Source organism: Phenylobacterium sp. (genome assembly GCF_030697925.1).
GTDB lineage: Bacteria > Pseudomonadota > Alphaproteobacteria > Caulobacterales > Caulobacteraceae > Phenylobacterium.
Map to the genome: position 1 here is coordinate 1 of NZ_JAUYOJ010000247.1, position 22,874 is coordinate 22,874.

The 22,874-nt window shown below is 68.4% G+C and carries 21 protein-coding genes and 1 pseudogene; 10 read left to right on the forward strand and 12 right to left on the reverse strand.

The window, feature by feature from the left end; all coding sequences use genetic code 11:
• The 3 genes and pseudogenes from Q8Q88_RS24370 to Q8Q88_RS24380 form a co-directional block, all read left to right on the forward strand.
• Positions 1-578, forward strand: a pseudogene (locus Q8Q88_RS24370) (aminopeptidase); the annotation flags it as partial.
• A 9-nt stretch (positions 579-587) separates the two neighbouring features.
• Complete coding sequence (locus Q8Q88_RS24375; protein ID WP_305677769.1) at positions 588-1,790, forward strand: CaiB/BaiF CoA-transferase family protein; 1,203 nt, start codon at positions 588-590, stop codon at positions 1,788-1,790.
• 24 nt (positions 1,791-1,814) lie between these two features.
• The gene (locus Q8Q88_RS24380; protein ID WP_305677770.1) at positions 1,815-2,285 is read left to right on the forward strand and encodes a cupin domain-containing protein; all 471 of its coding nucleotides are present in this window, start codon (positions 1,815-1,817) and stop codon (positions 2,283-2,285) included.
• On the opposite strand, the gene Q8Q88_RS24385 is transcribed toward Q8Q88_RS24380, so the two are convergent.
• The gene (locus Q8Q88_RS24385) at positions 2,282-2,848 is read right to left on the reverse strand and encodes a TetR/AcrR family transcriptional regulator (protein WP_305677771.1); all 567 of its coding nucleotides are present in this window, start codon (positions 2,846-2,848) and stop codon (positions 2,282-2,284) included. The two genes, Q8Q88_RS24380 and Q8Q88_RS24385, sit on opposite strands and share 4 nt — an antisense overlap.
• A gap of 80 nt (positions 2,849-2,928) precedes the next feature.
• Here Q8Q88_RS24385 and Q8Q88_RS24390 point away from each other — a divergent pair, with 80 nt between their 5' ends.
• Both Q8Q88_RS24390 and Q8Q88_RS24395 read left to right on the forward strand, forming a co-directional pair.
• Positions 2,929-3,366: a PaaI family thioesterase gene (locus Q8Q88_RS24390; protein WP_305677772.1), complete on the forward strand. Its 438-nt coding sequence runs from the start codon at positions 2,929-2,931 to the stop codon at positions 3,364-3,366.
• A 58-nt stretch (positions 3,367-3,424) separates the two neighbouring features.
• The gene (locus Q8Q88_RS24395) at positions 3,425-4,300 is read left to right on the forward strand and encodes a crotonase/enoyl-CoA hydratase family protein (RefSeq protein WP_305677773.1); all 876 of its coding nucleotides are present in this window, start codon (positions 3,425-3,427) and stop codon (positions 4,298-4,300) included.
• A 7-nt stretch (positions 4,301-4,307) separates the two neighbouring features.
• Here the strand turns inward: Q8Q88_RS24395 and Q8Q88_RS24400 are convergent, their stop codons facing one another.
• From Q8Q88_RS24400 to Q8Q88_RS24415, 4 genes are all read right to left on the reverse strand, one after another.
• Complete coding sequence (locus Q8Q88_RS24400; RefSeq protein ID WP_305677774.1) at positions 4,308-5,399, reverse strand: pentapeptide repeat-containing protein; 1,092 nt, start codon at positions 5,397-5,399, stop codon at positions 4,308-4,310.
• A 241-nt stretch (positions 5,400-5,640) separates the two neighbouring features.
• Positions 5,641-6,594, reverse strand: a complete 954-nt coding sequence (corA, locus tag Q8Q88_RS24405) for a magnesium/cobalt transporter CorA (protein WP_305677775.1) — start codon at positions 6,592-6,594, stop codon at positions 5,641-5,643.
• A 72-nt stretch (positions 6,595-6,666) separates the two neighbouring features.
• Positions 6,667-7,341 carry a CHAP domain-containing protein gene (locus tag Q8Q88_RS24410; RefSeq protein ID WP_305677776.1) on the reverse strand — a complete coding sequence of 225 codons (675 nt, stop codon included), beginning with the start codon at positions 7,339-7,341 and terminating at the stop codon, positions 6,667-6,669.
• A gap of 67 nt (positions 7,342-7,408) precedes the next feature.
• Complete coding sequence (locus Q8Q88_RS24415; protein ID WP_305677777.1) at positions 7,409-8,509, reverse strand: acyltransferase; 1,101 nt, start codon at positions 8,507-8,509, stop codon at positions 7,409-7,411.
• A 329-nt stretch (positions 8,510-8,838) separates the two neighbouring features.
• Here Q8Q88_RS24415 and Q8Q88_RS24420 point away from each other — a divergent pair, with 329 nt between their 5' ends.
• Both Q8Q88_RS24420 and Q8Q88_RS24425 read left to right on the forward strand, forming a co-directional pair.
• Positions 8,839-9,660, forward strand: coding sequence for a TerC family protein (locus Q8Q88_RS24420; protein WP_305677778.1), 822 nt, complete (start codon positions 8,839-8,841; stop codon positions 9,658-9,660).
• A 104-nt stretch (positions 9,661-9,764) separates the two neighbouring features.
• Positions 9,765-11,408 carry an MDR family MFS transporter gene (locus tag Q8Q88_RS24425; protein ID WP_305677779.1) on the forward strand — a complete coding sequence of 548 codons (1,644 nt, stop codon included), beginning with the start codon at positions 9,765-9,767 and terminating at the stop codon, positions 11,406-11,408.
• Positions 11,409-11,410: 2 nt separating this feature from the next.
• On the opposite strand, the gene Q8Q88_RS24430 is transcribed toward Q8Q88_RS24425, so the two are convergent.
• Entirely contained in the window at positions 11,411-13,570 is a 2,160-nt protein-coding gene (locus tag Q8Q88_RS24430) for a primosomal protein N' (RefSeq protein ID WP_305677780.1), read from the reverse strand.
• 78 nt (positions 13,571-13,648) lie between these two features.
• Between Q8Q88_RS24430 and fsa the strand changes: the two genes are divergently transcribed.
• From fsa to Q8Q88_RS24445, 3 genes are read left to right on the forward strand one after another with little or no spacing between them, the layout of a single operon-like run.
• Positions 13,649-14,302, forward strand: coding sequence for a fructose-6-phosphate aldolase (gene fsa / locus Q8Q88_RS24435; protein WP_305677781.1), 654 nt, complete (start codon positions 13,649-13,651; stop codon positions 14,300-14,302).
• 16 nt (positions 14,303-14,318) lie between these two features.
• The gene (locus tag Q8Q88_RS24440) at positions 14,319-14,993 is read left to right on the forward strand and encodes a DUF484 family protein (protein ID WP_305677782.1); all 675 of its coding nucleotides are present in this window, start codon (positions 14,319-14,321) and stop codon (positions 14,991-14,993) included.
• Positions 14,978-15,904: a tyrosine recombinase XerC gene (locus Q8Q88_RS24445; protein ID WP_305677783.1), complete on the forward strand. Its 927-nt coding sequence runs from the start codon at positions 14,978-14,980 to the stop codon at positions 15,902-15,904. Before Q8Q88_RS24440 ends, Q8Q88_RS24445 begins: the two co-directional genes overlap by 16 nt.
• Position 15,905: 1 nt before the next feature.
• Here the strand turns inward: Q8Q88_RS24445 and Q8Q88_RS24450 are convergent, their stop codons facing one another.
• From Q8Q88_RS24450 to sucD, 6 genes are all read right to left on the reverse strand, one after another.
• Positions 15,906-16,202, reverse strand: coding sequence for a hypothetical protein (locus Q8Q88_RS24450; protein WP_305677784.1), 297 nt, complete (start codon positions 16,200-16,202; stop codon positions 15,906-15,908).
• A gap of 65 nt (positions 16,203-16,267) precedes the next feature.
• On the reverse strand, positions 16,268-17,668 hold the full coding sequence (lpdA, locus tag Q8Q88_RS24455; RefSeq protein ID WP_305677785.1) for a dihydrolipoyl dehydrogenase: 1,401 nt from the start codon (positions 17,666-17,668) through the stop codon (positions 16,268-16,270).
• Positions 17,669-17,684: 16 nt separating this feature from the next.
• Positions 17,685-17,831, reverse strand: a complete 147-nt coding sequence (locus Q8Q88_RS24460; RefSeq protein ID WP_305677786.1) for a hypothetical protein — start codon at positions 17,829-17,831, stop codon at positions 17,685-17,687.
• Position 17,832: 1 nt separating this feature from the next.
• Positions 17,833-19,038, reverse strand: a complete 1,206-nt coding sequence (gene odhB, locus Q8Q88_RS24465) for a 2-oxoglutarate dehydrogenase complex dihydrolipoyllysine-residue succinyltransferase (RefSeq protein ID WP_305677787.1) — start codon at positions 19,036-19,038, stop codon at positions 17,833-17,835.
• A 52-nt stretch (positions 19,039-19,090) separates the two neighbouring features.
• The gene (locus tag Q8Q88_RS24470) at positions 19,091-22,045 is read right to left on the reverse strand and encodes a 2-oxoglutarate dehydrogenase E1 component (RefSeq protein ID WP_305677788.1); all 2,955 of its coding nucleotides are present in this window, start codon (positions 22,043-22,045) and stop codon (positions 19,091-19,093) included.
• Positions 22,046-22,123: 78 nt separating this feature from the next.
• A partial coding sequence (gene sucD / locus Q8Q88_RS24475) for a succinate--CoA ligase subunit alpha (protein WP_305677789.1) occupies positions 22,124-22,874 on the reverse strand: 751 nt, incomplete at its 5' end.

A 22,874-nucleotide genomic window follows, 5' to 3' on the forward strand; every position in this document is an offset into this window, starting at 1 on the left:
TCTACCGCGTCGAGAACCAGGGCTACATCCACTACCGCAAGGGCTCTCTGGTGATGTACCGGCTGCAGCGCGAGATTGGCGAGGACGCGGTCAACCGCGCCCTGCGGTCCCTGCTGGCGAAGTTCGCCTTCAAGGGCGCGCCCTATCCGACCTCGCTGGATCTGGTCGCGGCGATCCGCGCCGAGGCGCCCGCCGACAAGCAGGGACTGATCACGGACCTGTTCGAGAAGATCACCCTCTACGATCTCAAGACCAAGGCCATGGTGGTCAAGAAGCGCGCTGACGGCCGTTACGACGTCACCCTGACCATCGAGGCGAAGAAGCTCTACGCCGACGGCAAGGGCAAGGAGACCGCCTCACCGATGGCCGAAATGCTCGACGTGGGCCTGTTCACGGTCATGCCGGGCGACAAGGCCTTCGACTCCGGCAAGGTGGTGATGATGGTCCGGCGGCCGATCCGCACCGGAACCCAGACCCTGACCTTCACCGTCGACAAGGCGCCGAAGTACGGCGGGGTGGATCCCTACAACTACCTGATCGACCGCAACTCCGATGACAACCTGCTGAAGGCTGGCTAAAGCCCGGGCATGACCCAGCCCGCCGCCGGCCCGCTCGATGGCCTGACCGTGATCGAGATGGGGACCCTGATCGCGGGCCCCTTCTGTGGCCAGATCCTCGGCGACTTCGGCGCCGAGGTGATCAAGATCGAGGACCCGAAGACCGGCGACCCCATGCGCCAGTGGGGCCGCAGCCTGCCCAAGGGGCTGTCGCCTTGGTGGCCGGTGATCGGACGCAACAAGAAGTCGGTGGGGCTGGACCTGCGCACGCCGGAGGGCCGCGCCATCGCCCAGGACCTGATCGCCCAGGCCGACGTGCTGATCGAGAACTTCCGGCCAGGCACCCTGGAGAAGTGGGGCATGGACTACGCCACGCTCAGCGCCACCAATCCGCGGCTGATCATGGCCCGGGTTTCCGGGTTCGGCCAGACCGGCCCCTACGCCAGCCGGGCGGGATATGGATTGATCGGCGAGGCCATGGGCGGCCTGCGCCATGTCACCGGCGAGCCCGACCGGCCGCCGGCCCGGGCCGGAATCTCCATTGGCGACAGCCTGACGGCCATGCACGCGGTCATGGGCATCACCATGGCCCTGCACGCCCGCACCAACACCGGCCGCGGCCAGGTTATCGACGCGGCCCTCTATGAGAGCGTGCTGGCGGTGATGGAGAACCTGGTCACCGAGTACGACCTGACCGGCTATGTCCGCGAGCGCTCGGGCTCGATCCTGCCCGGCATCGCGCCATCCAACGTCTATCCCTGCGCCGGCGAGGGCATGATCCTGATCGGCGGCAACGGCGACACGGTCTTCGCACGGCTCTGCGAGACCATGGGCCGGCCAGATCTGGCCAAAGACCCGAAGTTCGTCGACCACGCGGCGCGGGGGGCGAACCAGCATGAGCTAGACCAGATCATCGCCGGCTGGACCAGGGGCTTCGAGCTCGACGCCCTGCTGGTCCTGCTGGAGGAGAAGGGCATCCCCTCCGGCCGCGTCTTCCGCGCCCCGGACATGCTGGAGAACGAGCAGTATCTGGCCCGCGACGCCATCGTGGAGACCGACCACCCGGTGTTCGGCAAGGTGAAGATGCAGAACGCCTTCCCGAAGATGTCGGAGACCCCCGGCGCGGTGCGCTGGCCGGGGCCGGAGCTGGGCCAGCACACCGACGAGGTGCTGGCGGGCCTGGGCCTCGACACCGCGAGGGTGGCGGAGCTGCGGGCCAAGGGGATAGTCTGAGCCGACCCCTCGGAGTGCCGCCCTATGTCCGACGAGATTCCCGAAGACGGCTGGAAGCACAGCGGCGTCCGCGTCATCCCCGGCGACCAGCTCGACGACAACACCCCCCAGACGCCCGGCATGCATCGGGCTGCGGCGATCAACTTCGCCCGGGTCGGCGCCCAGAAGCTGTGGGCCGGGACCGTCCACATCCATGCCGACGCCAAGACCGGCGCCCATCATCACGGGCCGCTGGAGAGCGTGATCTACGTCCTGAAGGGCCGAGCCCGGATGCGCTGGGGCGAGAAGTTGGAATTCACCGCCGAGGCGGGTCCCGGCGACTTCATCTATGTGCCGCCCTTCGTGCCGCACCAGGAGATCAACGCCTCCACCGACGAGACCCTGGAATGCGTCCTGGTGCGCAGCGACAACGAGGCCGTGGTGGTCAATCTCGACATCGAACCCGTTGAGAAGCCGGAAGGCGTCGCCTGGATCGACCCGATCCACAAGGTCTAGGCGTCCACTCCCGCATAGCGCTCCACCAGCCGGACCAGGGCGTCCTCGAGGCGAGGATCCTGCAGGTAGGGCGAGCTCTCCAGCACGGCGGCGCGGATCACCCCGAGAGTGGCCCGCGTCATCACGAAGGCGTCCAGCGCGCCGCCACCGCCCGGCTGCTGGATCAGCCGGCCGGTGAGCCGGGCCTCCCGGTCCAGGGACTCCACGCTCTCGGCGGCCAGGATCGCCTTCAGCGCCGCGCGCCGCGTGGCGGGGCGGTCGGCCAGGATTTCGATCTGGGCGCGGATCGCGAGGCGCGCCGGCGAAAGCTCGGGGCCCTCGGTCGCAAGCCGGGCTCGCACCTTCTCGTTCTCCCGCTTGGCGATGGCCACCAGGATCGCCTGCTTGTCGGCGAAGTATTCGTAGAGCGTCCCGACGCTCACCCCGGCCCTGGCGGCGATGGCGTTGGTGGTCAGGGCAGCCTCCCCGCCCTCTTCGAGAATCCGAGCCGCGGCCTCGAAGATCGCGTCGCGGGTGGCCAGCGCCCGGGCCTGTCTCGGCTGTCGGCGTTGGATTTGCGGCATGCGTGGCGATCCCCTGTCGAACCCGAGTAGGCAAACCCGAGCTTAGCTCGGATTCTTCGGTTTCACCAACGGAGCGGCGGATGACCTGGGCGACGGACAGACTGGATCAGATCACGGCAGGCAAGGTCGACGCGCCGCCGGTGGTGCGCACGCTGCACCTGGGACTGGCCGACGACTGGGGTCCGGGCTGGGTGCGCAAGCGCTGGGAGCCCCGGCCCGAGATCCTCAACGGCGACGGCTCGATGTTCGGCGGCTATATCGCCGCCCTGGCCGACCAGATCCTGGCCTTCGCCGCCATGACGGCGATCGCCGACGACGCGACCTATCGGACCATCAACCTGCAGGTCCAGTTCGTAAAGGTCGGGCGCGCCCACCCGCTCCTCATCGAGGGACGGGTCGTGGCGGCGAGCCGCCAGCTCATCACCGTCGAGGCCGACTTCAGGCGCGAGGACGGTGAGCTGATCGCCAGGGCTGGCGCGCAACAGATCGTCCTACCGGGCGCGCCCGTCTTCGGATGACCTTGGCTTCCCCCTCGTCACGGCGCGATGATGCCGTAACGACATAGGGAGACGCGCCATGACCGCCCACGCCGCTATCGATGTGACCACCACCGACTGGACCTGCTTCGCCGTCACCATCGAGGACCACGTCGCCCACATCCAGCTGAAGCGGCCAGAGGCGATGAACACCATGGTCCGCGACTTCTGGAACGAACTTCCGCTGATCGTGCGCGACATCGACCACAACGCCCGCGCCCGAGTGATCGTCATCTCGTCGACCGGCAGGCACTTCAGCGCCGGCATGGACCTGGCGGTGTTCGGCGGCGGCGGCTCGACCTCGCAGAACCAGGTTCAGGATCGCCACATCAACGCCGAGCAGCAGCGCCACCATATCCACTGGCTGCAGGACTGCTTCGGCTGCCTGGACGACGCGCGGATCCCGGTGATCGTGGCCATCCAGGGCGGCTGCATCGGCGGGGCGGTGGACATGACCAGCGCCTGCGACATCCGCTACGCCAGCGCCGACGCGTTTTTCTGCATCCAGGAGATCAATATCGGCATGACCGCCGACGTCGGCACCTTCCCGCGGCTATGCAAGCTGATCCCCGAGGGCTGGGTGCGGGAGATGGCCTATACCGGCCGCCGGATGCCAGCCCAGAAGGCCAAGGAGATCGGCTGGGTCAATGAGGTGTTCGACACCCATGAGCAGTGCGTCGACCATGCGCTCGCCACCGCCCGCGAGATCGCCGGCAAGGCGCCGCTGGCGGTCACCGGGTCCAAGGTTATGATCAACTACGCCCGCGACCACACCATCCGCGACGGGCTGGACTACATCGCCGTCTGGCAGACCGGGATGTTCTCCGGCGCCCATATGGGCGAGGCCTTCAAGGCCAAGGCTGAGAAGCGTGATCCAGTGTTCCAGGACCTGCAGCCCCTGCGCCACGAGATGTAGCCGGCGCCTAGACCTCCAGCTCCGCCCCGGTCAGATCGCACAGCTCCATCCGCGCCTCATGCAGGTCGGCGCCCAGGAACCGCGCGCGGCGGGCGTGGGCGGTGCGTAGATCGGCATGACGCAGGATCGCCCGCGACAGGTCCGTGCGTGCGTAGCGGCCCGGCCCGATCTCGAGGGGCCCGAGCTGGGCGCCGCGCAGATTGGCCCGGCCGAGCTGGGCGTCGATCAGCTTGGCTCCGCGGAGGTCTGCCCCGCGCAGGTTCACGCCGCGCAGGTCGCAGCGGGAAAGGTCGGCGCCCTGTAGTTCGACGCCCTCCATGTCGAGGCCGAAGAGTACCGAGCCCGGGGCGTGCAGCCCGCTGAGCTTGCGGCGCCTGAGGTTGCGCATGGGGCGGAAGTCGACGCCGTCGAGCCGGACCGCCTCGCCCGAGCCGCCGCCGCTGACGCAGAAGGCTTCGTGGGCGTTAACCAGGCCCACCAGCGGCCGGTCGTCCACATAGACCACCGCCGGCGGGGTGTGCAGGGCCTCCGACAGGTCGGCGCCCTCCACCGTGGCGAAGGACAGGTCCACCCGCACCAGCACGGCGCGCCGCAGGGAAGCGCCCGAGAGGTCGGCGCCGGCGATGTCGGCGCCGGTGAGGTCGGCGCCGTCCAGGCGGGCCTTGATCAGCCGCGCCCCGCCCAGGGACGCCCCGGCCAGATTGGCCTCGGTGAAGTCGGTGGCGAGCGCATTGGCGTTGGTCATCTGCGCGCCCGTGAGATTGGCTCCCGACAGCACGGCGAAGGACAGCTCCCCCGGCCCCCCCGCGTGGTCGAGATAGCGGAAGCCCTGGACGCGGTCCTGCAGGGCGATGCGGCCCTCGCGAAGGTCGCAGCCGGCCAGGTTGGCATCGGCCAGGTTGGCGCCGCGCAGGGAGGCGCCGCGCAGGTCGGCCTTGGCCAGGTTGGCCTTGCGTAGGTCGATGTCGCGCAGGTCGGCGCCGAACAGCACCGCGCCCGCGAGGTTGGCCCCGGCCATCATGGCGCCGTTGAGCCGCGCCCCGGTCAAGTCGGCGTCGCGCAGGTCGACCTTCTCAAGCTGGAGCTGGCTAAGCTCCAAGTAACTAAGATTCGCCCGTCGGCCACCCGTGCGACCCGACAGGTAACGTCGATGAAGGTCCAGCGCCTGGCGCAATCGATCTGGATCGATTCTGCGGAATATACTGGCGACGGCGGACATTCGAACCACGAGAAGCTGGAAAGGCCGCAAGATAGTCTTTCGCGCTTAAGGAACGGTTGCGACTACCTATCGCAATTTCCGTCAACCTTACCGTGGAAGCTTGGCTGTAGTGGTTGCGCGGCTACAGCCAGCCCTTCTTCTTGAACCACCAGAAGGGCGTGATGGCGGTCAGCACCATCAGCAACATGGCGAACGGATAGCCGAGCAGCCAGTGCAACTCGGGCATGTGGTCGAAGTTCATGCCGTAGATCGAGGCCACCAGGGTGGGCGGCAGGAACACCACCGCCACCACGGAGAAGAACTTGATGATGCTGTTCTGCTCGATGTTGATCAGGCCCAGCGCCGCGTCGAGCAGGAACGAGATGTGGTTCGACAGGAAGCCGGAATGCTCAGTGAGCGCCTGGATGTCGTGCTGGATGGAGACCAGGTGGCCGCGGCGGCCTTCGCGATCCTGCAGCTCGGCGGCCAGGGCGGCGAAACTGGCCAGCCGGCTGAGCGAGAGCTGGCTCTTGCGGATCATCGAGGTGACCGACTGGGCGCGCGCCAGGTCGCTGAGCATGGGGGCGAAGGCGGTGGAGGGCGGCCGGTTGAAGATCGCCACCGAGGTCTCCTGGACCAGGTTGGATTCCCGCTCCAGCACCTCGGCGGCCCGCTCGATCACCGCATCCAGCAGCTCCAGCAGGACCTCGGCGCCCTCGTCGATCTGAACGTGCTTGCAGCGCTCGGCGAAGATGCGGAACGCCTTGAGCTGTTCATAGCGAATGGTGATCAGCACCCCCCGGGCCAGGACGAAGGTCACCGGCGTCGGGACCGGGTGCTGATCCTCGCTGTGCGACAGCAGGGTGGCGGTGAGGAAGGTCGCCCCGTCCTCCTGGTAGAGCCGCGAGGACGGCTCCAGGTGGGCCATCTCCTCGCGGGTGGGCAGGTCGATCTCGAAAGCCGCCTCGACGGCCAACTCTTCCTCGCGGGTGGGCGAGACCAGGTCGATCCAGATGGCGTCCTCGGGTGGTCGCCAGGTCGCGACGACGGGCTCCGTAAGCAGGCCGTTCGCAGCGCGGCGAAGCAGGTTCAGCATGGGAATCTCCGCCACGGGCTCGACCCCATGTGCGGCGCGGCGCGCGAGCCGTCAACCGGCTCGCGCCAGGAGCTAGTCTTCCGTGGAGGGCTGGGTGGCGGCCTGGATGAGGGCGGCGATCCGGTCAGTAGAGTCTGCGGCCTGACCCAGCATCTGCAGCGGACCGGCGCCTGGGCGGACCACGGAGACCACCTGGTTGGCGGCGCCCTGGGCCACGGCGATAGCGGCGTTCTGAGCCGAGTTGAAGCCAGAGCTGGCGGTGCGGACCGCCACGGCGTCCTGGTAGATGAAGCCGTGCGTCGGATAGGTGGACGAGCCGAGGTCGCGGACCGGATCGTACCAGACCTTGACCTGGGACCAGTCGCCGGTGGGCGAGACGTCGATGACGGTGACGTCCTTCTCGATCTGCCCGCGGGTCCCGCCGATGCGCGACCAGTTAGCGTGGCTGATCTGGATGACCCGGTCGGTGAGCACCTGGCTGACCACGGCCACGTGGCCCAGGCGCATCTTGCCGTTGGGCTTGAAGCAGAGGACCGCGCCGGCCTTCGGGGAGACGCCCGTGTCGTACTTGCCGACAGCCTGTTTCCACCAGGTCCAGGCGTCGCCATAGATCTGCACGCCGGACATCAGTCGGGCGAAGGGCACGCACTGCCAGTAGGTGTCGGCGACGGCCCCGGAAACCGGCGCCAACGTCATAACCGCTATGGCGGCCAGGGAACCCAGAAGGGTTCTCGGTCGTTTCAGCATGCTAGAGGAACTCCCCACGAGTTTCGGGCGTAGGGTTACCCATCCTCCATCCGGATGAAAAGACTCTTTATGCCTGTGCGGCCGAAGGTCGCCGCGACTCCCAAGAGTCAGCCATGAGCTTCATGCGGGTGCGGGCCGGCTTTTCTATCAGATGATAGGACGCTGCGGCCAGTGGAACCACGGAACCCAAGAAAACTAACCACAGCCATAGGGGCAGGCGTTCGTCATTGATCTGCAAAACCTTGGAGGCTGTATTCACGAACACTATCTTCCACGGCACACAGACCATGTAGACGGAGTAGCTAACCTCGCCCATATAGACGAGCGGGCGTTGCCCCAAGACCTCGCCACCCGTCTGGGCGGTGCGGGCCATGAAGAAGATCACCGCCCCCAGGCCGGTCACGATTAAGGCATCTGGGGCGCCGAACGCCGACATTGTGAGCACGGCGGCCGCGGAAGCGGCAGATGCGATGACCGCCGCCCGCCGATTTTGCGCCGGCTTGGCGCGCCAGAGCGAATGCAGGGCGCAGCCCAGGGCGAAGCAGGGGACGATCCTCAGAGCGCCCCAGGCGATGGTGGCCTGGGTCAGCGGGAAGCCCGCCAGGGCCTGGAACGCCGCGTAGAGGCCAACCAGGAAGCCCACCGCCAGGCCGACCGCCAGATAGGGCCGGTCCTTAAGCGCCAGGGCGGCCCAGGCAAAGGCGGGGAAGGACAGATAGGCGAACCACTCCGCCGAGATCGACCAAGACGGATGGTTGAAGGCCGCCTGCGGGGCCAGGCCCCAGGCCTGTAGCATCAGCAGATTGGCCGGCAGTGACTCCCAGGAGAGGATGTTGGCGTCGATGGCGAAACCGGCGAGACCCGCGCCGACCCCCAACGCGATCATGCCCAGCAAGGTCGCCAGATGCAGCGGATAGACCCGCGCCAGCCGGTTCCAGAGGAACGATCCGTAGCGGAAGCGCCCGTCCTCCACGCTGGTCCGGTAGACGTGGCAGAGGATGAAGCCGGAGAGGATGAAGAACAGCTCCACCCCCAGATAGCCCTTCTCCACCACCATCGGGACGGCGCCGGCCACGTCCAGCTTCGGCCAGTAGTGATAGATGACCACCCACATGGCCGCGAAGAACCTCAACGAGGTCAGCGGCCGGATGTTCTGCGCGTCGGTCATGGTCCCGTCCCGATTCGGCGCCGGGGAGGCGCGCTCCAGGGCCGGCGTGCAAACATCGTACGCGGCCCACTCCAGGATGCGGCCAAAGCCTCACCATCCGGTTACGCGGTCATGTAGCGGTCCCAGAGGCCCTCGGCGGGTTCGATCTGCTCGACAACGCGCTCGAACACGGCGTGGTCTGGGCAGGGCGGTCGGACGATCCCCAGCCGTTGCGGCGGCCGAAAGCCGGCTTCGTCGACCTCATGGAGGCCCCGCGCCGATAGCCCGCCCCTGGCCGCGGCGGCGCGATGCGCTAGATAGGGACCTTCGACACCTGCGAGAGGACCCCAATGGATAGCCTGATGACCCTTGCCGCCGATCCTACGGTGTGGGCGGCGCTGATCACCTTGATCGTCATGGAGGTGGTCCTCGGCATCGACAATCTGGTCTTCATCTCGATCCTCTCCAACAAGCTGCCCGCCGAACAGCGCTCTCGCGCGCGGCGCATCGGCATCGGCCTGGCGCTGGTCATGCGCCTGGTGTTGCTTTCCACCCTCGCCTTCATTGTCGGCCTGACCGCGCCGGTCTTCGAACTGCCCTGGCAAGGCGCGTTGGACGCCCATGGCGAACCGGCCTGGGAGCTCGCCTTCTCCTGGCGCGACCTGATCCTGATCGCCGGCGGCCTGTTCCTGGTCTGGAAGGCCACCACCGAGATCCACCACACCATGGATCCGACGCCCAATGACGACGTCTTCGACACCAAGGCGGCGGTGGGCCTGAACTTCGGCGCGGCCATCTTCCAGATCATCCTGCTGGACATCGTGTTCTCGATCGACTCGATCCTGACCGCGGTCGGCATGACCGACCACCTGGCGGTGATGATCGTCGCCGTGGTGATCACGGTCGGGATCATGCTGGTGGCCGCCGACCCTCTGGCCAACTTCATCAACAACAACCCCACCGTTGTGATGCTGGCCCTGGGCTTCCTGCTGATGATCGGCGCAGTGTTGATCGCCGATGGCTTCGGCGTGCATGTGCCCAAGGGCTACATCTACGCGGCCATGGCGTTCTCAGGCCTGGTGGAGGGCCTCAACATGGCCTCGCGCACCGCCAGCCGGAAACGTAACCCGCCGGAAACACAGGGCGGCGAGACGCCTGATAGACTGCACTAGGTTTCATCGCGGGACGGATGATCATTCTTCCGTTCGTCCCGCCGGAACCAGACTGAGAATAGTAGATTGGGGGCGGCCCATTTTGGCCGCTACGGAAACGCCGATTGAACGAGCCTCACGTCCATAGCGACGACGAGCGCCGGCTTACGCTCATCTCCGTGATGATCGTCTTCCTGCTGGCCGCCATGAGCCAGACGGTCATCGCCACCGCCATGCCGCGGATCGTCGGCGACCTGTCGGGGCTCCATCTCTACGCCTGGGCCACCACCGCATATCTGCTGGCCTCCACCGTCATGGTGCCGATCTGGGGCAAGCTGGGCGACCTCTACGGCCGCAAGGTCGTGCTGCTCACCGGTATCGGCCTGTTCCTGACCGGCTCCTGGCTGGCCGGGCTGGCGGGTGAGTTCGGCGACCTGCCGCTGCTGGGCGGCGGCATGACCCAGCTCATCGCCTTCAGGGGGATCCAGGGCTTGGGCGGCGGGGCGCTGTTCACCACCGCCTTCGCCATCCTCGCCGACCTGTTCGCACCGCGAGAGCGGGCCAAGTTCTCGGGCCTGTTCGGCTCGATCTTCGGGATCTCCAGCCTGTTCGGCCCCCTGGTGGGCGGGTTCCTGACCGACCATGGGACGGTGATCCTGTTCGGCCATCTGATCGCCGGCTGGCGCTGGGTGTTCTTCTTCAACATTCCCTTCGCCCTGGCGGCCGTCGCCATGATCGTCTGGAAGATGCCTACCCTGCCCCGGCGCGGCGGCGGCGGGATCGACTGGTTCGGCGCGGCCCTGATCGTGGCGGCCTTCGTTCCCCTGCTGCTGGCCATCACCTGGGGCGGACGCGAGCATCCCTGGGGCTCGCCGCTGATCGTCGGCATGCTGGCCTGGTCGGTCGCAGGCGTGGCGGCCTTCCTCTGGATCGAGACCAAGGTCCGCGACCCGATCCTGCCGCTGGAGCTGTTCGCCAACCGCACCTTCGTCACCGCCAATGGGGCCGCCTTCGTCTACTCCATGGCCTTCATGGGGGTGTCGAGCTTCCTGCCGCTCTACATGCAGGTGGGCCAGGGCATCCCGGCCACCGCCAGCGGCCTGACCATGCTGGCCCTGATGGGCGGCTTCGTCCTCTCCTCGACCATCTGCGGCCAGCTGGTCACCCGCACCGGCCATTTCAAGCCGTTCATGGTCGGCGGCGGGGCCATGCTGGTGGTGGGCGCGGTTCTGCTCTGCTTCATCGGCCCGGACACCTCGATGCTCGACCTGGCCTGGCGGCTGCTGATCTTCGGCATCGGCCTGGGACCGGGCCAGAGCCTGTTCAGCCTGGCGGTGCAGAACGCCGTGCCCTTCCACCAGTTGGGGGTGGCGACCTCATCCAGCCAGTTCACCCGCCAGATCGGCTCGACCATCGGCGTGGCGCTGTTCGGCGCCCTGCTGACCGCGGGCCTGGCCAGCGAGCTATCGCGCGACGCCGCCGCCGATCCCGCCGCCCAGGTGCGGGTGCTGGATCTCGGCGACCTGCAGAGGATGGCGCTCGACCGCACCCTGCACCCGGAGGAGGCCGCCGCCCGCGCCGCCGATCCGGTGCTCCGCGCCCAGGAGCGGACCGTGCGCGAGAGCTTCTCCGTGGCCATCGTCCACGGCATGATCTTCACCCTGGTCGTGCTGGTGGCGGGCTTCGTACTGATGCTGATGGTGCCCGCCGCGCCCCTGCGCGAGAGCCCGCCGCGGCCAGCGGCGGCGGAGCCGGAGCCTGCGGAGTAGCCCTACAGGAAGCTGTACGGATCCACGTCGATCGAGACCCGGATCGCCCCGGGCGGCCGCACCCGAGCCCGCCAGGTGGCCAGATAGGCCGAGAGGTCCACCGTGCGGTCGGCCCGCACCAGGAACCGCTTGCGGCGGCGCCCGCGCACCAGGCCCAGGGGCGCGTCGGCGGGGCCGTAGACCTCCACCCCCTCGGCGTTGGGGGCGGCCTCGGCCATGGTCCGCACGAAGGCTTCCAGGGCCTGAGGATCGGGGCCCGAGACCACGATCGCGCCCAGCCGGCCGAACGGCGGCAGCTTCATGATCTCGCGCTCGGCCATCTCGGCCTCGACGAAGGCGTCGCGATCCTGGGCCTTGAGCGCCTGCATCACCGCATGCTCCGGGGCGTAGGTCTGCAACAGGGCGCGGCCTGGCCGGTCCTTGCGTCCCGCCCGGCCCGTGGCCTGGGCCAGCAGCTGGTAGGTCCGCTCGGCCGCCCGCAGGTCGCCGCCGCGCAGGCCGAGGTCGGCGTCGACCACCCCCACCAGGGTCAGCTTGGGGAAGTTGTGGCCCTTGGCGGCGGCCTGGGTCGCCACGAGGATGTCGATCTCGCCCTCGGCCATCGAGGCCACCAGCCGCCGCGCCTCCTTGGCGTCCCAGACGGTGTCGGATGAGAAGACCGAGATCCGGGCCTGGGGGAACAGGCCGCGCGCCTCCTCTTCGACCCGCTCCACGCCCGGCCCGATCGAGGTCAGGCTGTCGCGAGCCCCGCAGTGGGGGCACTTTTCCGGCTTGGGCATGGAGAACCCGGTCAGGTGGCAGACCAGCCGGCCGGTGTAGCGATGCTCCACCAGCCAGGAATCCGAGTCCGGCGAGGTCATCCGCTCGCCGCAGGCCTTGCACAGCACCAGGGGCGCATAGCCCCGGCGGTTCAGGAACAACAGGGTCTGCTCGCCCGCCGCGAAGGTTTCGACCATGGCCTGGACCAGCGGCGGGGAGAGCCAGCGGCCGGTCTCCGGCGGGGTCTCCCGCAGGTCGATCAGCGAGATGTCCGGCAGCCGCGCCACCCCATGGCGCGAGGAGAGCTTCAGCCAGCGATATCGGCCAGTCTCGGCGTTGCGGAGGGATTCAAGCGACGGAGTCGCCGAGGCCAGGACCACGGCGGCGTCCTCGATCTTGCCGCGCGCCACCGCCAGGTCGCGGGCCTGGTAGATGAAGCCCTCGTCCTGCTTGTAGGAGCTGTCGTGCTCTTCATCGACGACGATCAGGGCCAGGTTGGTGAACGGCAGGAATAGCGCCGAGCGCGCGCCCACCACGATGCGGCAGCCGCCGGTGGCCACCGCCTCCCAGACCCTGCGGCGCATGGGCGGGGCGACGTCGGAATGCCACTCGCCGGGCCGGGCGCCGAACCGGCTCTCGAAGCGGGCGATCACCGCCTGGGTCAGAGCGATCTCCGGCAGCAGCACCAGGACCTGGGCGGCGGGGTCGCGGGCCAGGGCCTCGGCGGCGGCCTCCAGATAGACCTCGGTCTTGCCCGAGCCGGTCACCCCGTCCAGCAGGGCGACATTGAAACCGCCCTCGCGCACCATGACCTTCAGGGCCTCGGCCGCGGCGGCCTGGCTGGCGTTGAGCGGATGGCCGGCCAAGGCGAGGTCGGGCTCGGGATAGCGGCTCTCCGGGACGATCAGCTTCAGGACCAGGGCGCCGTCGTCCATCAGCCCCTTGACCACGCCCGACGACACGCCGGCCGCGCGCGCCAGGTCCGCCGGCGACAGGGGCTCAATGGCGGCTTCCAGCACCTTGGCGCGGGCCGGCGTCATGCGCGTGGGCGCAGCGCCGGTGAGCTCCATCACCTTTTCCGGCCGGGCCTTGGGCGCGCGGGCGCCGCGGGTGGCGATGGCCAGCGGCGAGCCCGGAGAGTCCACCGAATAGCGCGCCGCCCACTGGATGAACTCCAGGGTGCCCGGCGGCAGGGGCGGATCGTCCAGCTTGGCCTCGATCAGCTTCAGCGGCCGGTTGCCGCCGGCGGCCTCGCGCAGGGCGGTGACCACGCCGCGCAGCAGCCGGGGGCCCAGCGGCGCGGCCACCTGGTCGCCGACCTGCAGGTCCATGCCCTCCGGCTCGGCGTAGTCGAACGCTTCGGGCAGGGGCATGGGCAAGAGGACGGAGGCGATGCGGCTCATGGCCTCGCCCAGATAGGCTGGTCCGCAGCGCCCGCAACCGCTAAACAGCCCGCCGAACCCTGCGCCAGAAGGTCACCCATGCAACTCTTTCTCGACACCACCGACACGGCCGTCCTCAAGGATCTCGCCGCCACCGGCCTGGTCGACGGGGTGACCACCAATCCGACGCTGATCGCCAAGTCCGGTCGGCCCATGCTGGAGGTCATCGCCGAGATTTGCGACCTCGTCGAGGGCCCTGTGAGCGCCGAGGTCACCTCGACCGACGCCGCCGGCATGCTGGCCGAGGGCGCGAAGCTCGCCGCCGTCGCCACCAACGTCGTGGTCAAGGTGCCGCTCACCCGCGATGGCTTGATCGCCTGCGCGGAATTCGCCGTCCAGGGCATCTCCACCAACGTCACCCTGTGCTTCTCCGCGGCCCAGGCCCTGCTGGCCGCCAAGGCCGGCGCCACCTACATCTCGCCCTTCATCGGCCGCCTGGACGACTACGGCATGGAGGGGATGGACCTGATCGGCGAGATCCGCGCCATCTACGACAACTATGATTTCGACACCGAGATCCTGGCCGCCTCGATCCGTAATCCGGGCCACGTAACGGCCGCCGCGCTGGCCGGCGCCGACTGTGCGACCATTCCGCCCAGCGTTTTCTTGGACCTCTTCAAGCACCCGTTAACCGAGAAGGGGCTTGAAATGTTCTTGAGCGACTGGGCCAAGACGGGCCAGTCCATCCTGTAAAACGCGGGGACTGAACATGGACGGCGCTCAGGCGAAGGATCGCGGTTTGGGATCCGACGAGGTCCGGGCCTTCCTGTCCGACAATCCCCAGTTCCTGCGCGACGATCCCGCCCTGCTGGCCGAGCTCGGCCTGCGTCCCGACGCGGCCAATGTGCTGGATTTCGGTCCCGCGGCCCTGGCCCGTGTGCACGAGGCCCACAAGCGCGAGGCCGGCGCGCGCCGCCGCCTCGAGGCCACCGCCCGCGCCAACTTCGCCGCCCAGGCCCAGACCCACGGCGCCGTGGTCGACCTGCTGGAGGCCCGCAACCACGCCGACCTGGCCCGCCGGGTCGACGAACTGGCCCAACTCCGCTTCGGCTTGGCCGCCGGGGTGGTGGCCCTCTCCGGTCCCGAACGCACGCCGGCCGGCTGGCGCATGCTGGTCGAGGGCCAGATCGACATGATCATCGGCCACCAGCGGGTGGCCCTGATGGGCTTCCAGCCCACGGCGCTCGGCCTATTCGGCGAGCGTGCCGAGAGCGTCCGTTCGATGGCCATGGTCCGCATGGCGATCTGGGAGCCATCCCGCGAGGGCCTGCTGGCCTTCGGCTCGGCCGACGAGAACGGCTTCACCGAGGACATGGGCGCCGAACTGGTCGCCTTCCTCGCCCGTGTGGTCGAAAGGACCGCGGAGCGTTGGCCAGTTCTCTAACGGCCCACGAGGCGCTGAGGCTCTGGCTGGAGCACCTGGCCAAGGAACGCCGCGCCTCCCCCCGCACCGTCGAGGCCTACAGCTTCGCCGCCGGCCGCTACATCGCCTTCCTGGAACAGTATCGCGGCGAGGCCCTGTCGCTGGCCGCCATGGGGACGCTCACCGCCGGTGAGGTCCGCGCCTGGCTGGCGCACTTGCGACAGGGCGACAAGCCGCTATCGCCGCGCTCGCTCTCCCAGGCCCTGTCGGCGATCCGCACCTTCCACCGCTTTCTCGACATCCGCCTCGACACGCCCAACCCCGCCGTCGCCCTGGTGCGCGGACCACGCGTGGTTCCCAGCGCGCCGCGTCCGGTCAGCGAGGACCAGGCGCGCGGCATGCTGGCCGAGCCCGGCCTCGATCCCGATCGCGAGGACTGGGAGGCCAGCCGCGACGAGGCCGTGCTGACCCTGCTCTATGGCTGCGGCCTGCGGATCTCCGAGGCCCTGTCGCTGAAGCGCTCAGACGCCCCGCTGGGATCGTCGCTGCGGATCCTTGGCAAGGGATCCAAGACCCGCATCGTGCCGGTGCTGCCCGCCGTGCGCGAAGCCGTCGACGCCTATCTGGCCGACCTGCCCTTCGCGCTCTCCCCCGACCAGCCGCTGTTTCGCGCCAAGCGCGGCGGGGCGCTCAGCCCGCGCCATGTCCAGGCCACGGTGCAACTGCTGCGCGGGCGGCTGGGCCTGCCCGACAGCGCCACGCCGCACGCCCTGCGCCACTCCTTCGCCACCCACCTGCTGGGGGCCGGCGCAGATCTAAGGTCGATCCAGGAACTGCTGGGCCACGCCTCGCTGTCGACCACCCAACGCTATACCGAGGTCGACGCCGCGGCCCTGCTCGGCGCCTACGCCAAGGCCCATCCGCACGCCTGAGTTATTTGGCGAAGCGGCCGTCGCCCTCGACGTTCTCGCGTACCACTGTCGACACGGCGCAACCGCCGACTGAGCGGGCCACGGTCAGCACCTGGTTCGCCGGCGGCATGCCTTCGAGCGATTGCGCACCTCGATCGCCCCGCTGATCCTGCGGGCGCAGCAGCAGGGCCGGCTCCCTGGAGCGCACCGTCAGTCGGCCCTCGGCCGGACAGGACGCTGGCCCGACGCGGTGCATCGTCATGCGGGACGGCGGCGGCGCGGCCGCGAGACTCGCGGCGAGCAGGGCAGAGACGATCATGGCGAACCCTCCTATAGGCGAGGGAGTCTAGACCCGACGCCAGCCGGCCGGAAGTTAACTCGCCGTCAGGCCTGCATCGTCCAGCCCTCGACGCCCATGGCCGCCTGGCGGCCGGCCTCGGAGCGAGTCGGGTGGGGATGGCAGGTGCGCGCCACGTCCTCGCTGGCGGCCTTGAAGGCCATGGCCACGCAGTATTCGCCGATCATCTCGCCAGCCTGGGGACCGACGATGTGGACGCCCAGGATCTCGTCGGTCTTAGCGTCGGCCAGCACCTTGGCGAAGCCCTCGGTCTCGTGGTTGATCTTGGCGCGGCTGTTGGCGCTGAACGGGAACTTGCCGGCCTTGTAGGCCACGCCGGCCTCCTTGAGCTGCTCCTCGGTCTTGCCGACCCAGGCCACCTCCGGCGAGGTGTAGACCACGCTGGGGACCAGGTTGTAGTCCACATGGCCCCACTTGCCGGCGATCATCTCGATGCAGGCCACGGCGTCCTCCTCGGCCTTGTGCGCGAGCATCGGCCCCAGGATCGCGTCGCCGATCGCCCAGACCCCCGGAGCCGAAGTCTTGACGTGGTCGGTGGGAATGAAGCCGCGCTTGTCGGGGACGATGCCCACGCTCTCCAGGCCCAGGCCCTCGGTATAGGGCCGCCGGCCGATGGCCAGCAGGACATAGTCGGCCGTCAGCGTCTCGGCCGCCCCGCCGGCCACCGGCTCGACGGTCAGCGAGACGTTCGACTTGCCGGCCTTGGCGGCGGTCACCTTGGACGAAAGCTTGAAGGTGATCCCCTGCTTGGTCAGGGACCGCTGGAAGGTCTTGGCGGTCTCGGCGTCCATGCCGGGCGTGATGCGGTCCAGGAACTCCACCACGGTGACCTCGGCGCCGAGCCGGCGCCACACCGAGCCCAGCTCCAGGCCGATGATGCCGGCGCCGATGACGATCAGGCTCTTGGGAACTTCCGGCAGCGACAGGGCGCCGGTGGAATCGACGATGCGCTTCTGGTCCACCTCGACGCCCGACAGGGGCGAGGGTTCAGAGCCGGTGGCGATGACGATGTTGGCGGTCTCCAGCGTGGTGACCGAGCCATCCTCGGCGGTGACCTCCACCTTGCCCTGACCGACGATCTTGCCGGCGCCCTTGACCCAGTCGACCTTGTTCTTCTTGAACAGGAACTCGACGCCCTTGGTCAGGGCGGTCACCGACTCGCCCTTCTGCTTCATCATCTGAACCAGGTTGAGCTTGGGCTTCACCTCGATGCCCAGGGTGGCGAACTCGGCGCCCGCCGCGGCCTCATAGAGCTCCGAGGCGTGCAGCAGGGCCTTGGACGGCATGCAGCCGACGTTCAGGCAGGTCCCACCCAGGGTCACCCGCTTCTCCACCACCGCGGCCTTGAGGCCGAGCTGACCCGCGCGGATCCCCGCATTGTATCCGCCGGGGCCGCCCCCGATGATGATGACGTCGTATTGGGCCATTCGACCTCTAGCCTTCCTAGCTTGCAGCTTCTTCGGTGAGCGGGCTGAGGATCAGCCGATCGCCGTCCTGAACGATCATGACTTCCGCGCCGGGCAGCTCGAACCCCGGCGGCAGGACGACGATCTGGTCGCCGTCCTCCTGGTCGATGAGCCGGGCGCGCATCCTAGACGTCCAGCAGCAGGCGCTGCGGGTCTTCCAGGGCTTCCTTGACGCGGACCAGGAAGGTCACGGCGCCCTGGCCGTCGACGACGCGGTGGTCGTAGCTGAGCGCCAGGTACATCATCGGGCGGATCACCACCTGACCGCCCATGGCCATGGGCCGGTCCTGGATCTTGTGCATGCCTAGGATGCCCGACTGCGGCGCATTGAGGATCGGCGTCGACATCAACGAGCCGTAAACCCCGCCGTTGGAGATGGTGAAGGTGCCGCCCTGCAGGTCGTCCAGGGCCAGGTGACCGTCGCGGGCCTTCTTGCCCAGTTCGGCGATGCCCTTCTCCACGCCCGACAGCGACAGGATGTCGGCGTCGCGCAGCACCGGGACCACCAGGCCCCGATCGGTGCCGACCGCCACCCCGATGTCGTAGTGGTTCTTGTAGATGATGTCGGTGCCGTCGATCTCTGCGTTGACGTCGGGCACGTGCTTCAGGCCGTGGATCACCGCCTTCACGAAGAAGCTCATGAAGCCGAGCTTCACGCCGTGGGCCTTCTCGAAGCCGTCCTTGTATTGGTTGCGCAGCGCCATGATGGCGCTCATGTCGACCTCGTTGAACGTGGTCAGCATGGCCGCGGCGTTCTGCGCCTCTTTCAGCCGACGCGCGATGGTCTGGCGCAGGCGGGTCATCTTCACGCGCTCTACGCGCTCGTGGATCTCGCGCGGGGCCGAGGGCGCCGGCGCCTTGGCGCGGGCTTCCAGGGCGGCCAGGGCGTCGCCCTTGGTCACCCGGCCGTCCTTGCCGGACCCGGCGATGGAGGCGGCGTCGAGGCTGTTCTCGGCGACGATGCGCTGGGCCGAGGGCGCCAGCGGCGCGGCGGCGGTGGCCTTCGGAGCCTCGGCCTTGGGGGCCGGAGCCGGCGCGGGCTCGGGCGCCTTGGCGGGAGCGGCCTCGGCCTTCGGCGCGGGCTTGGCGCCGGCGGCGCCCTCGGTCAGGCGGCCCAGCACCGCGCCGGGCTCGACGGTGGCGCCTTCCTCGGCGTTGATCTCCGACAGCACGCCATCGGCGGGGGCGGCGACCTCGAGGCTGACCTTGTCGGTCTCCAGCTCGACCAGGATCTCGTCCTTCCGAACGGCGTCCCCGGCTTTCTTGGTCCAGCGCGCCACCGTCGCCTCGGTGACGGACTCTCCCAGGGCGGGGGTCATGATGTCGGCCATTGGAAGTTCCTGTCTCTCTTAAGTCGTTTTGGTCTTTGGGGTCGCCGGGAGCCTAGGCGAAGGCTTCGGCGACGAAAGTCTGCAGCTCGCGAAGGTGACGGCTCATCTGGCCCGCGGCGGTGGAGGCCGAGGCGGGTCGGCCGACATAGCGGGCCCGCTTGGCCTTGACCTTCAGGCGCTCGAGGGTGAGCTCCAGCCAGGGATCGACGAAGGTCCAGCCGCCCATGTTCTTCGGCTCTTCCTGGCACCAGACCAGTTCGGCGTTGGGGAAGCGCGACAGTTCGGTGGATAGCGACTTCACCGGCCACGGATAGAACTGCTCCAATCGCATCAGGTAGACGTCGTCGACGCCCTTCTCCTCCCGGGCGTCCAGCAGGTCGTAATAGACCTTGCCGGAGCACAGCACGACGCGGCGGATCTTTTCGGGCTCGACCAGGACCGTCTTGGTGTTCTGGCCGCGTTCGGCGTCGTCGTGCAGCACGCGGTGAAAGGACGAACCCTCGGCCATGTCGCTGAGCTTCGACGTGGCCTTCTTGTGCCGCAGCAGCGACTTGGGCGTCATCACCACCAGCGGCTTGCGGAACTCGCGGCGCATCTGGCGGCGCAGGACGTGGAAGTAGTTGGCCGGGGTCGAGCAGTTGACGATCTGCAGGTTGTCCTCGGCGCAGAGCTGCAGGAAGCGTTCGAGGCGGGCGGAGGAGTGCTCCGGACCCTGGCCCTCGTAGCCGTGCGGCAGCAGCAGGACCAGCCCGCTCATCCGCAGCCACTTGCGTTCGCCCGACGAGATGAACTGGTCGATGACCACCTGGGCGCCGTTGGCGAAGTCGCCGAACTGGGCCTCCCACAGGGTGAGCGTCTTCGGGTCGGCCAGCGAGAAGCCGTACTCGAAGCCCAGCACCGCCTCTTCCGACAGCGGCGAGTCGATGATCTCGAAATGGGCCTGGCCGGGACGCAGGTGCGAGAGCGGCGTGTAGTGCTCCTCGGTCTTCTGGTCGATCAGGTCGGCATGGCGCTGGACGAACGTGCCGCGCACCGAGTCCTGGCCGGTGAAGCGCACGGGGAAGCCGTCGTCCAACAGGGTGGCGATGGCCAGGTGCTCGCCGGTCGCCCAGTCGAGGCCCTCGCCGGCCTCGATGGCCGCGCGGCGGTTCTCGATCGCCCGCTTGACGGTCTTGTGCACGTCCAGCCGCTCGGGGATGGCGGTGATGCGGCTGCCCAGGTCCAGCAGCTTCTGCATCTTGACGCTGGTGTCGCCGCGGCGGTCGTCGCCGTCGGGCAGGGCCAGGCCCGACCAGGCGCCGTCCAGCCAGTCGGCCTTATTGGCCTTATAGGCCTTGCCGGCGTCGAATTCCTTGTCGAGGAATTCGTCGAACTCGGCCATCCAGCCGGTGAGCTCGGCCTCGGTGATGACGCCCTGGCCGACCAGCTTGCGGCTGTAGATCTCGCGGGTCGACGGGTGGTCCTTGATCTTGGCGTACATCAAGGGCGAGGTCATCGTCGGGTCGTCGCCCTCGTTGTGACCGAACCGCCGGTAGCAGAACATGTCGATGACCACGTCCTTGCCGAACTGCTGGCGGAACTCGGTGGCCACCTTGGCGGCGAACACGCAGGCCTCGGGATCGTCGCCGTTCACGTGGAAGATCGGCGCCTCGACCATCAGGGCCACGTCCGACGGATAGGGCGAGGAGCGCGAATATTTCGGCGCGGTGGTGAAGCCGATCTGGTTGTTGACGATGAAGTGGACGGTGCCGCCGGTGCGGTAGCCCTTCACCCCCGACAGGGTGAAGCATTCCGGGATCACGCCCTGGCCGGCGAAAGCGGCGTCGCCGTGCAGCAGCAGCGGCATGACGTGACCGCGTCCCGCGTCGGCGTTCTGGCGCAGGGTGGAGGCCTGTTTGGCGCGCGCCTTGCCCAGCACCACCGGGTTGACGATCTCAAGATGAGACGGGTTGGCGGTCAGCGACAGGTGGACGCTGTTACCGTCGAAGGCGCGGTCCGAGGACGCGCCCATGTGGTACTTCACGTCGCCCGAACCCTCGACGTCCGAGGGCAGGCTGGTGCCGCCCTGGAACTCGTGGAAGATCACGTGGTAGGGCTTGGCCATCACCGCGGCCAGCACGTTCAGACGACCCCGGTGGGGCATGCCGATGACGATGTCGCGCACGCCCAGCGCTCCGCCGCGCTTGATGATCTGCTCCAGCGCCGGGACCATGGCCTCGCCGCCGTCCAGGCCGAACCGCTTGGTGCCGGGGAAGCGCTTGTGCAGGAAGCGCTCGAAGCCCTCGGCCTCGATCAGCTTCTTCAGGATGGCGACCTTGCCCTCCTTGGTGAAGACGATCTCCTTGTCGCGGCCCTCTATGCGCTCCTGCAACCAGGCCTTCTGGGCCGGATCGGTGATGTGCATGTACTGCACGCCGATATCGTTGCAGTAGGTCCGCTTCACGATCTCCAGGATTTCGCGGACCGTGCCGGTCTCCAGGCCCAGCACGAAGTCGAGGAAGATCGGCCGGTCATAGTCGGCCTCGGAGAAGCCATAGGTGGCGGGGTCCAGTTCCGAGGCGTCGCCGTCGGGGATGGCGATGTCTAGCGGATCGAGATTGGCCCGCAGGTGGCCGCGCATCCGGTAGGCGCGGATCATCATGATGGCGCGCAGGGAATCCAGGGTCGCGGCGCGCACCGATTCCGGAGAGGCGGCGGGGGCGGCGCGTTCGGCGATCTTCGCCCCGACCTTGGCCTCCACCGCAGGCCACATGCCGTCCAGGGCCGAGAGCCAGTCAGGCCGGGCGGCGGGCGCCCCGGCCTTGGTCCACGAGCGGTCGCCGGCGGCGGCCTTCACCTCGTCGGCGCGGTCGGCCAGGGATGTGAAGAAGGCGCGCCAGGAGGCGTCGACCGAATTCGGGTCGGCGGCCCATCTCGCGTAGAGATCCTCCACAAACGCGGCGTTGCCGCCGTAGAGGAATGAGGTCTCGGCGAGCACCTCGTTGATCAGACCTGCGTCGTCCGCCATTTCGTCCGTTTCCCGCGGTTCCGGCCACGGACTTCGGAAGAAGGAGCCGAGCGCGGACCGCCCTTAGTTAGTTTGCCGTCAGGCGCTTTTCAGCACCTCGAGGAGGGTCTCGCCCAGTTTCGCCGGCGAAGGCGACACGCGGATGCCCGCCGCCTCCATCGCCGCGATCTTGTCTTCGGCGCCGCCTTTGCCGCCGGAGATGATCGCGCCCGCGTGCCCCATGCGCCGACCGGGCGGCGCGGTGCGACCCGCGATGAATCCGACCATAGGCTTCTTGGTTGCTGAATTCTTGATGAACTCCGCGGCGTCTTCCTCGGCCGAACCGCCGATCTCGCCGATCATGATGATCGACTCGGTCTCCGGGTCCTTCAGGAACATGTCGAGGATGTCGATGAATTCGGTGCCTTTGACCGGATCGCCGCCAATTCCGACAGCGGTTGTCTGTCCAAGGCCCACCTGGGTGGTCTGGAACACCGCCTCGTAGGTCAGCGTGCCGGAGCGCGAGACCACGCCGACCGAACCCTTGCGGAAGATGTTGCCGGGCATGATGCCGATCTTGCAGGCTTCCGGCGTCAGGACGCCGGGGCAGTTCGGCCCGATCAGCCGCGACTTCGAGCCCGACAGCGCGCGCTTGACCTTGATCATGTCGGTCACCGGGATGCCCTCGGTGATGCAGATGATCAGCGGAATCTCCGCGTCGATGGCTTCCAGGATCGAGTCGGCGGCGAACGGCGGCGGGACATAGATCACGCTGGCGTCGGCGCCGGTCTGCTGGGCCGCCTCACGCACGGTGTCGAACACCGGCAGGCCGATGTGGGTGGTCCCGCCC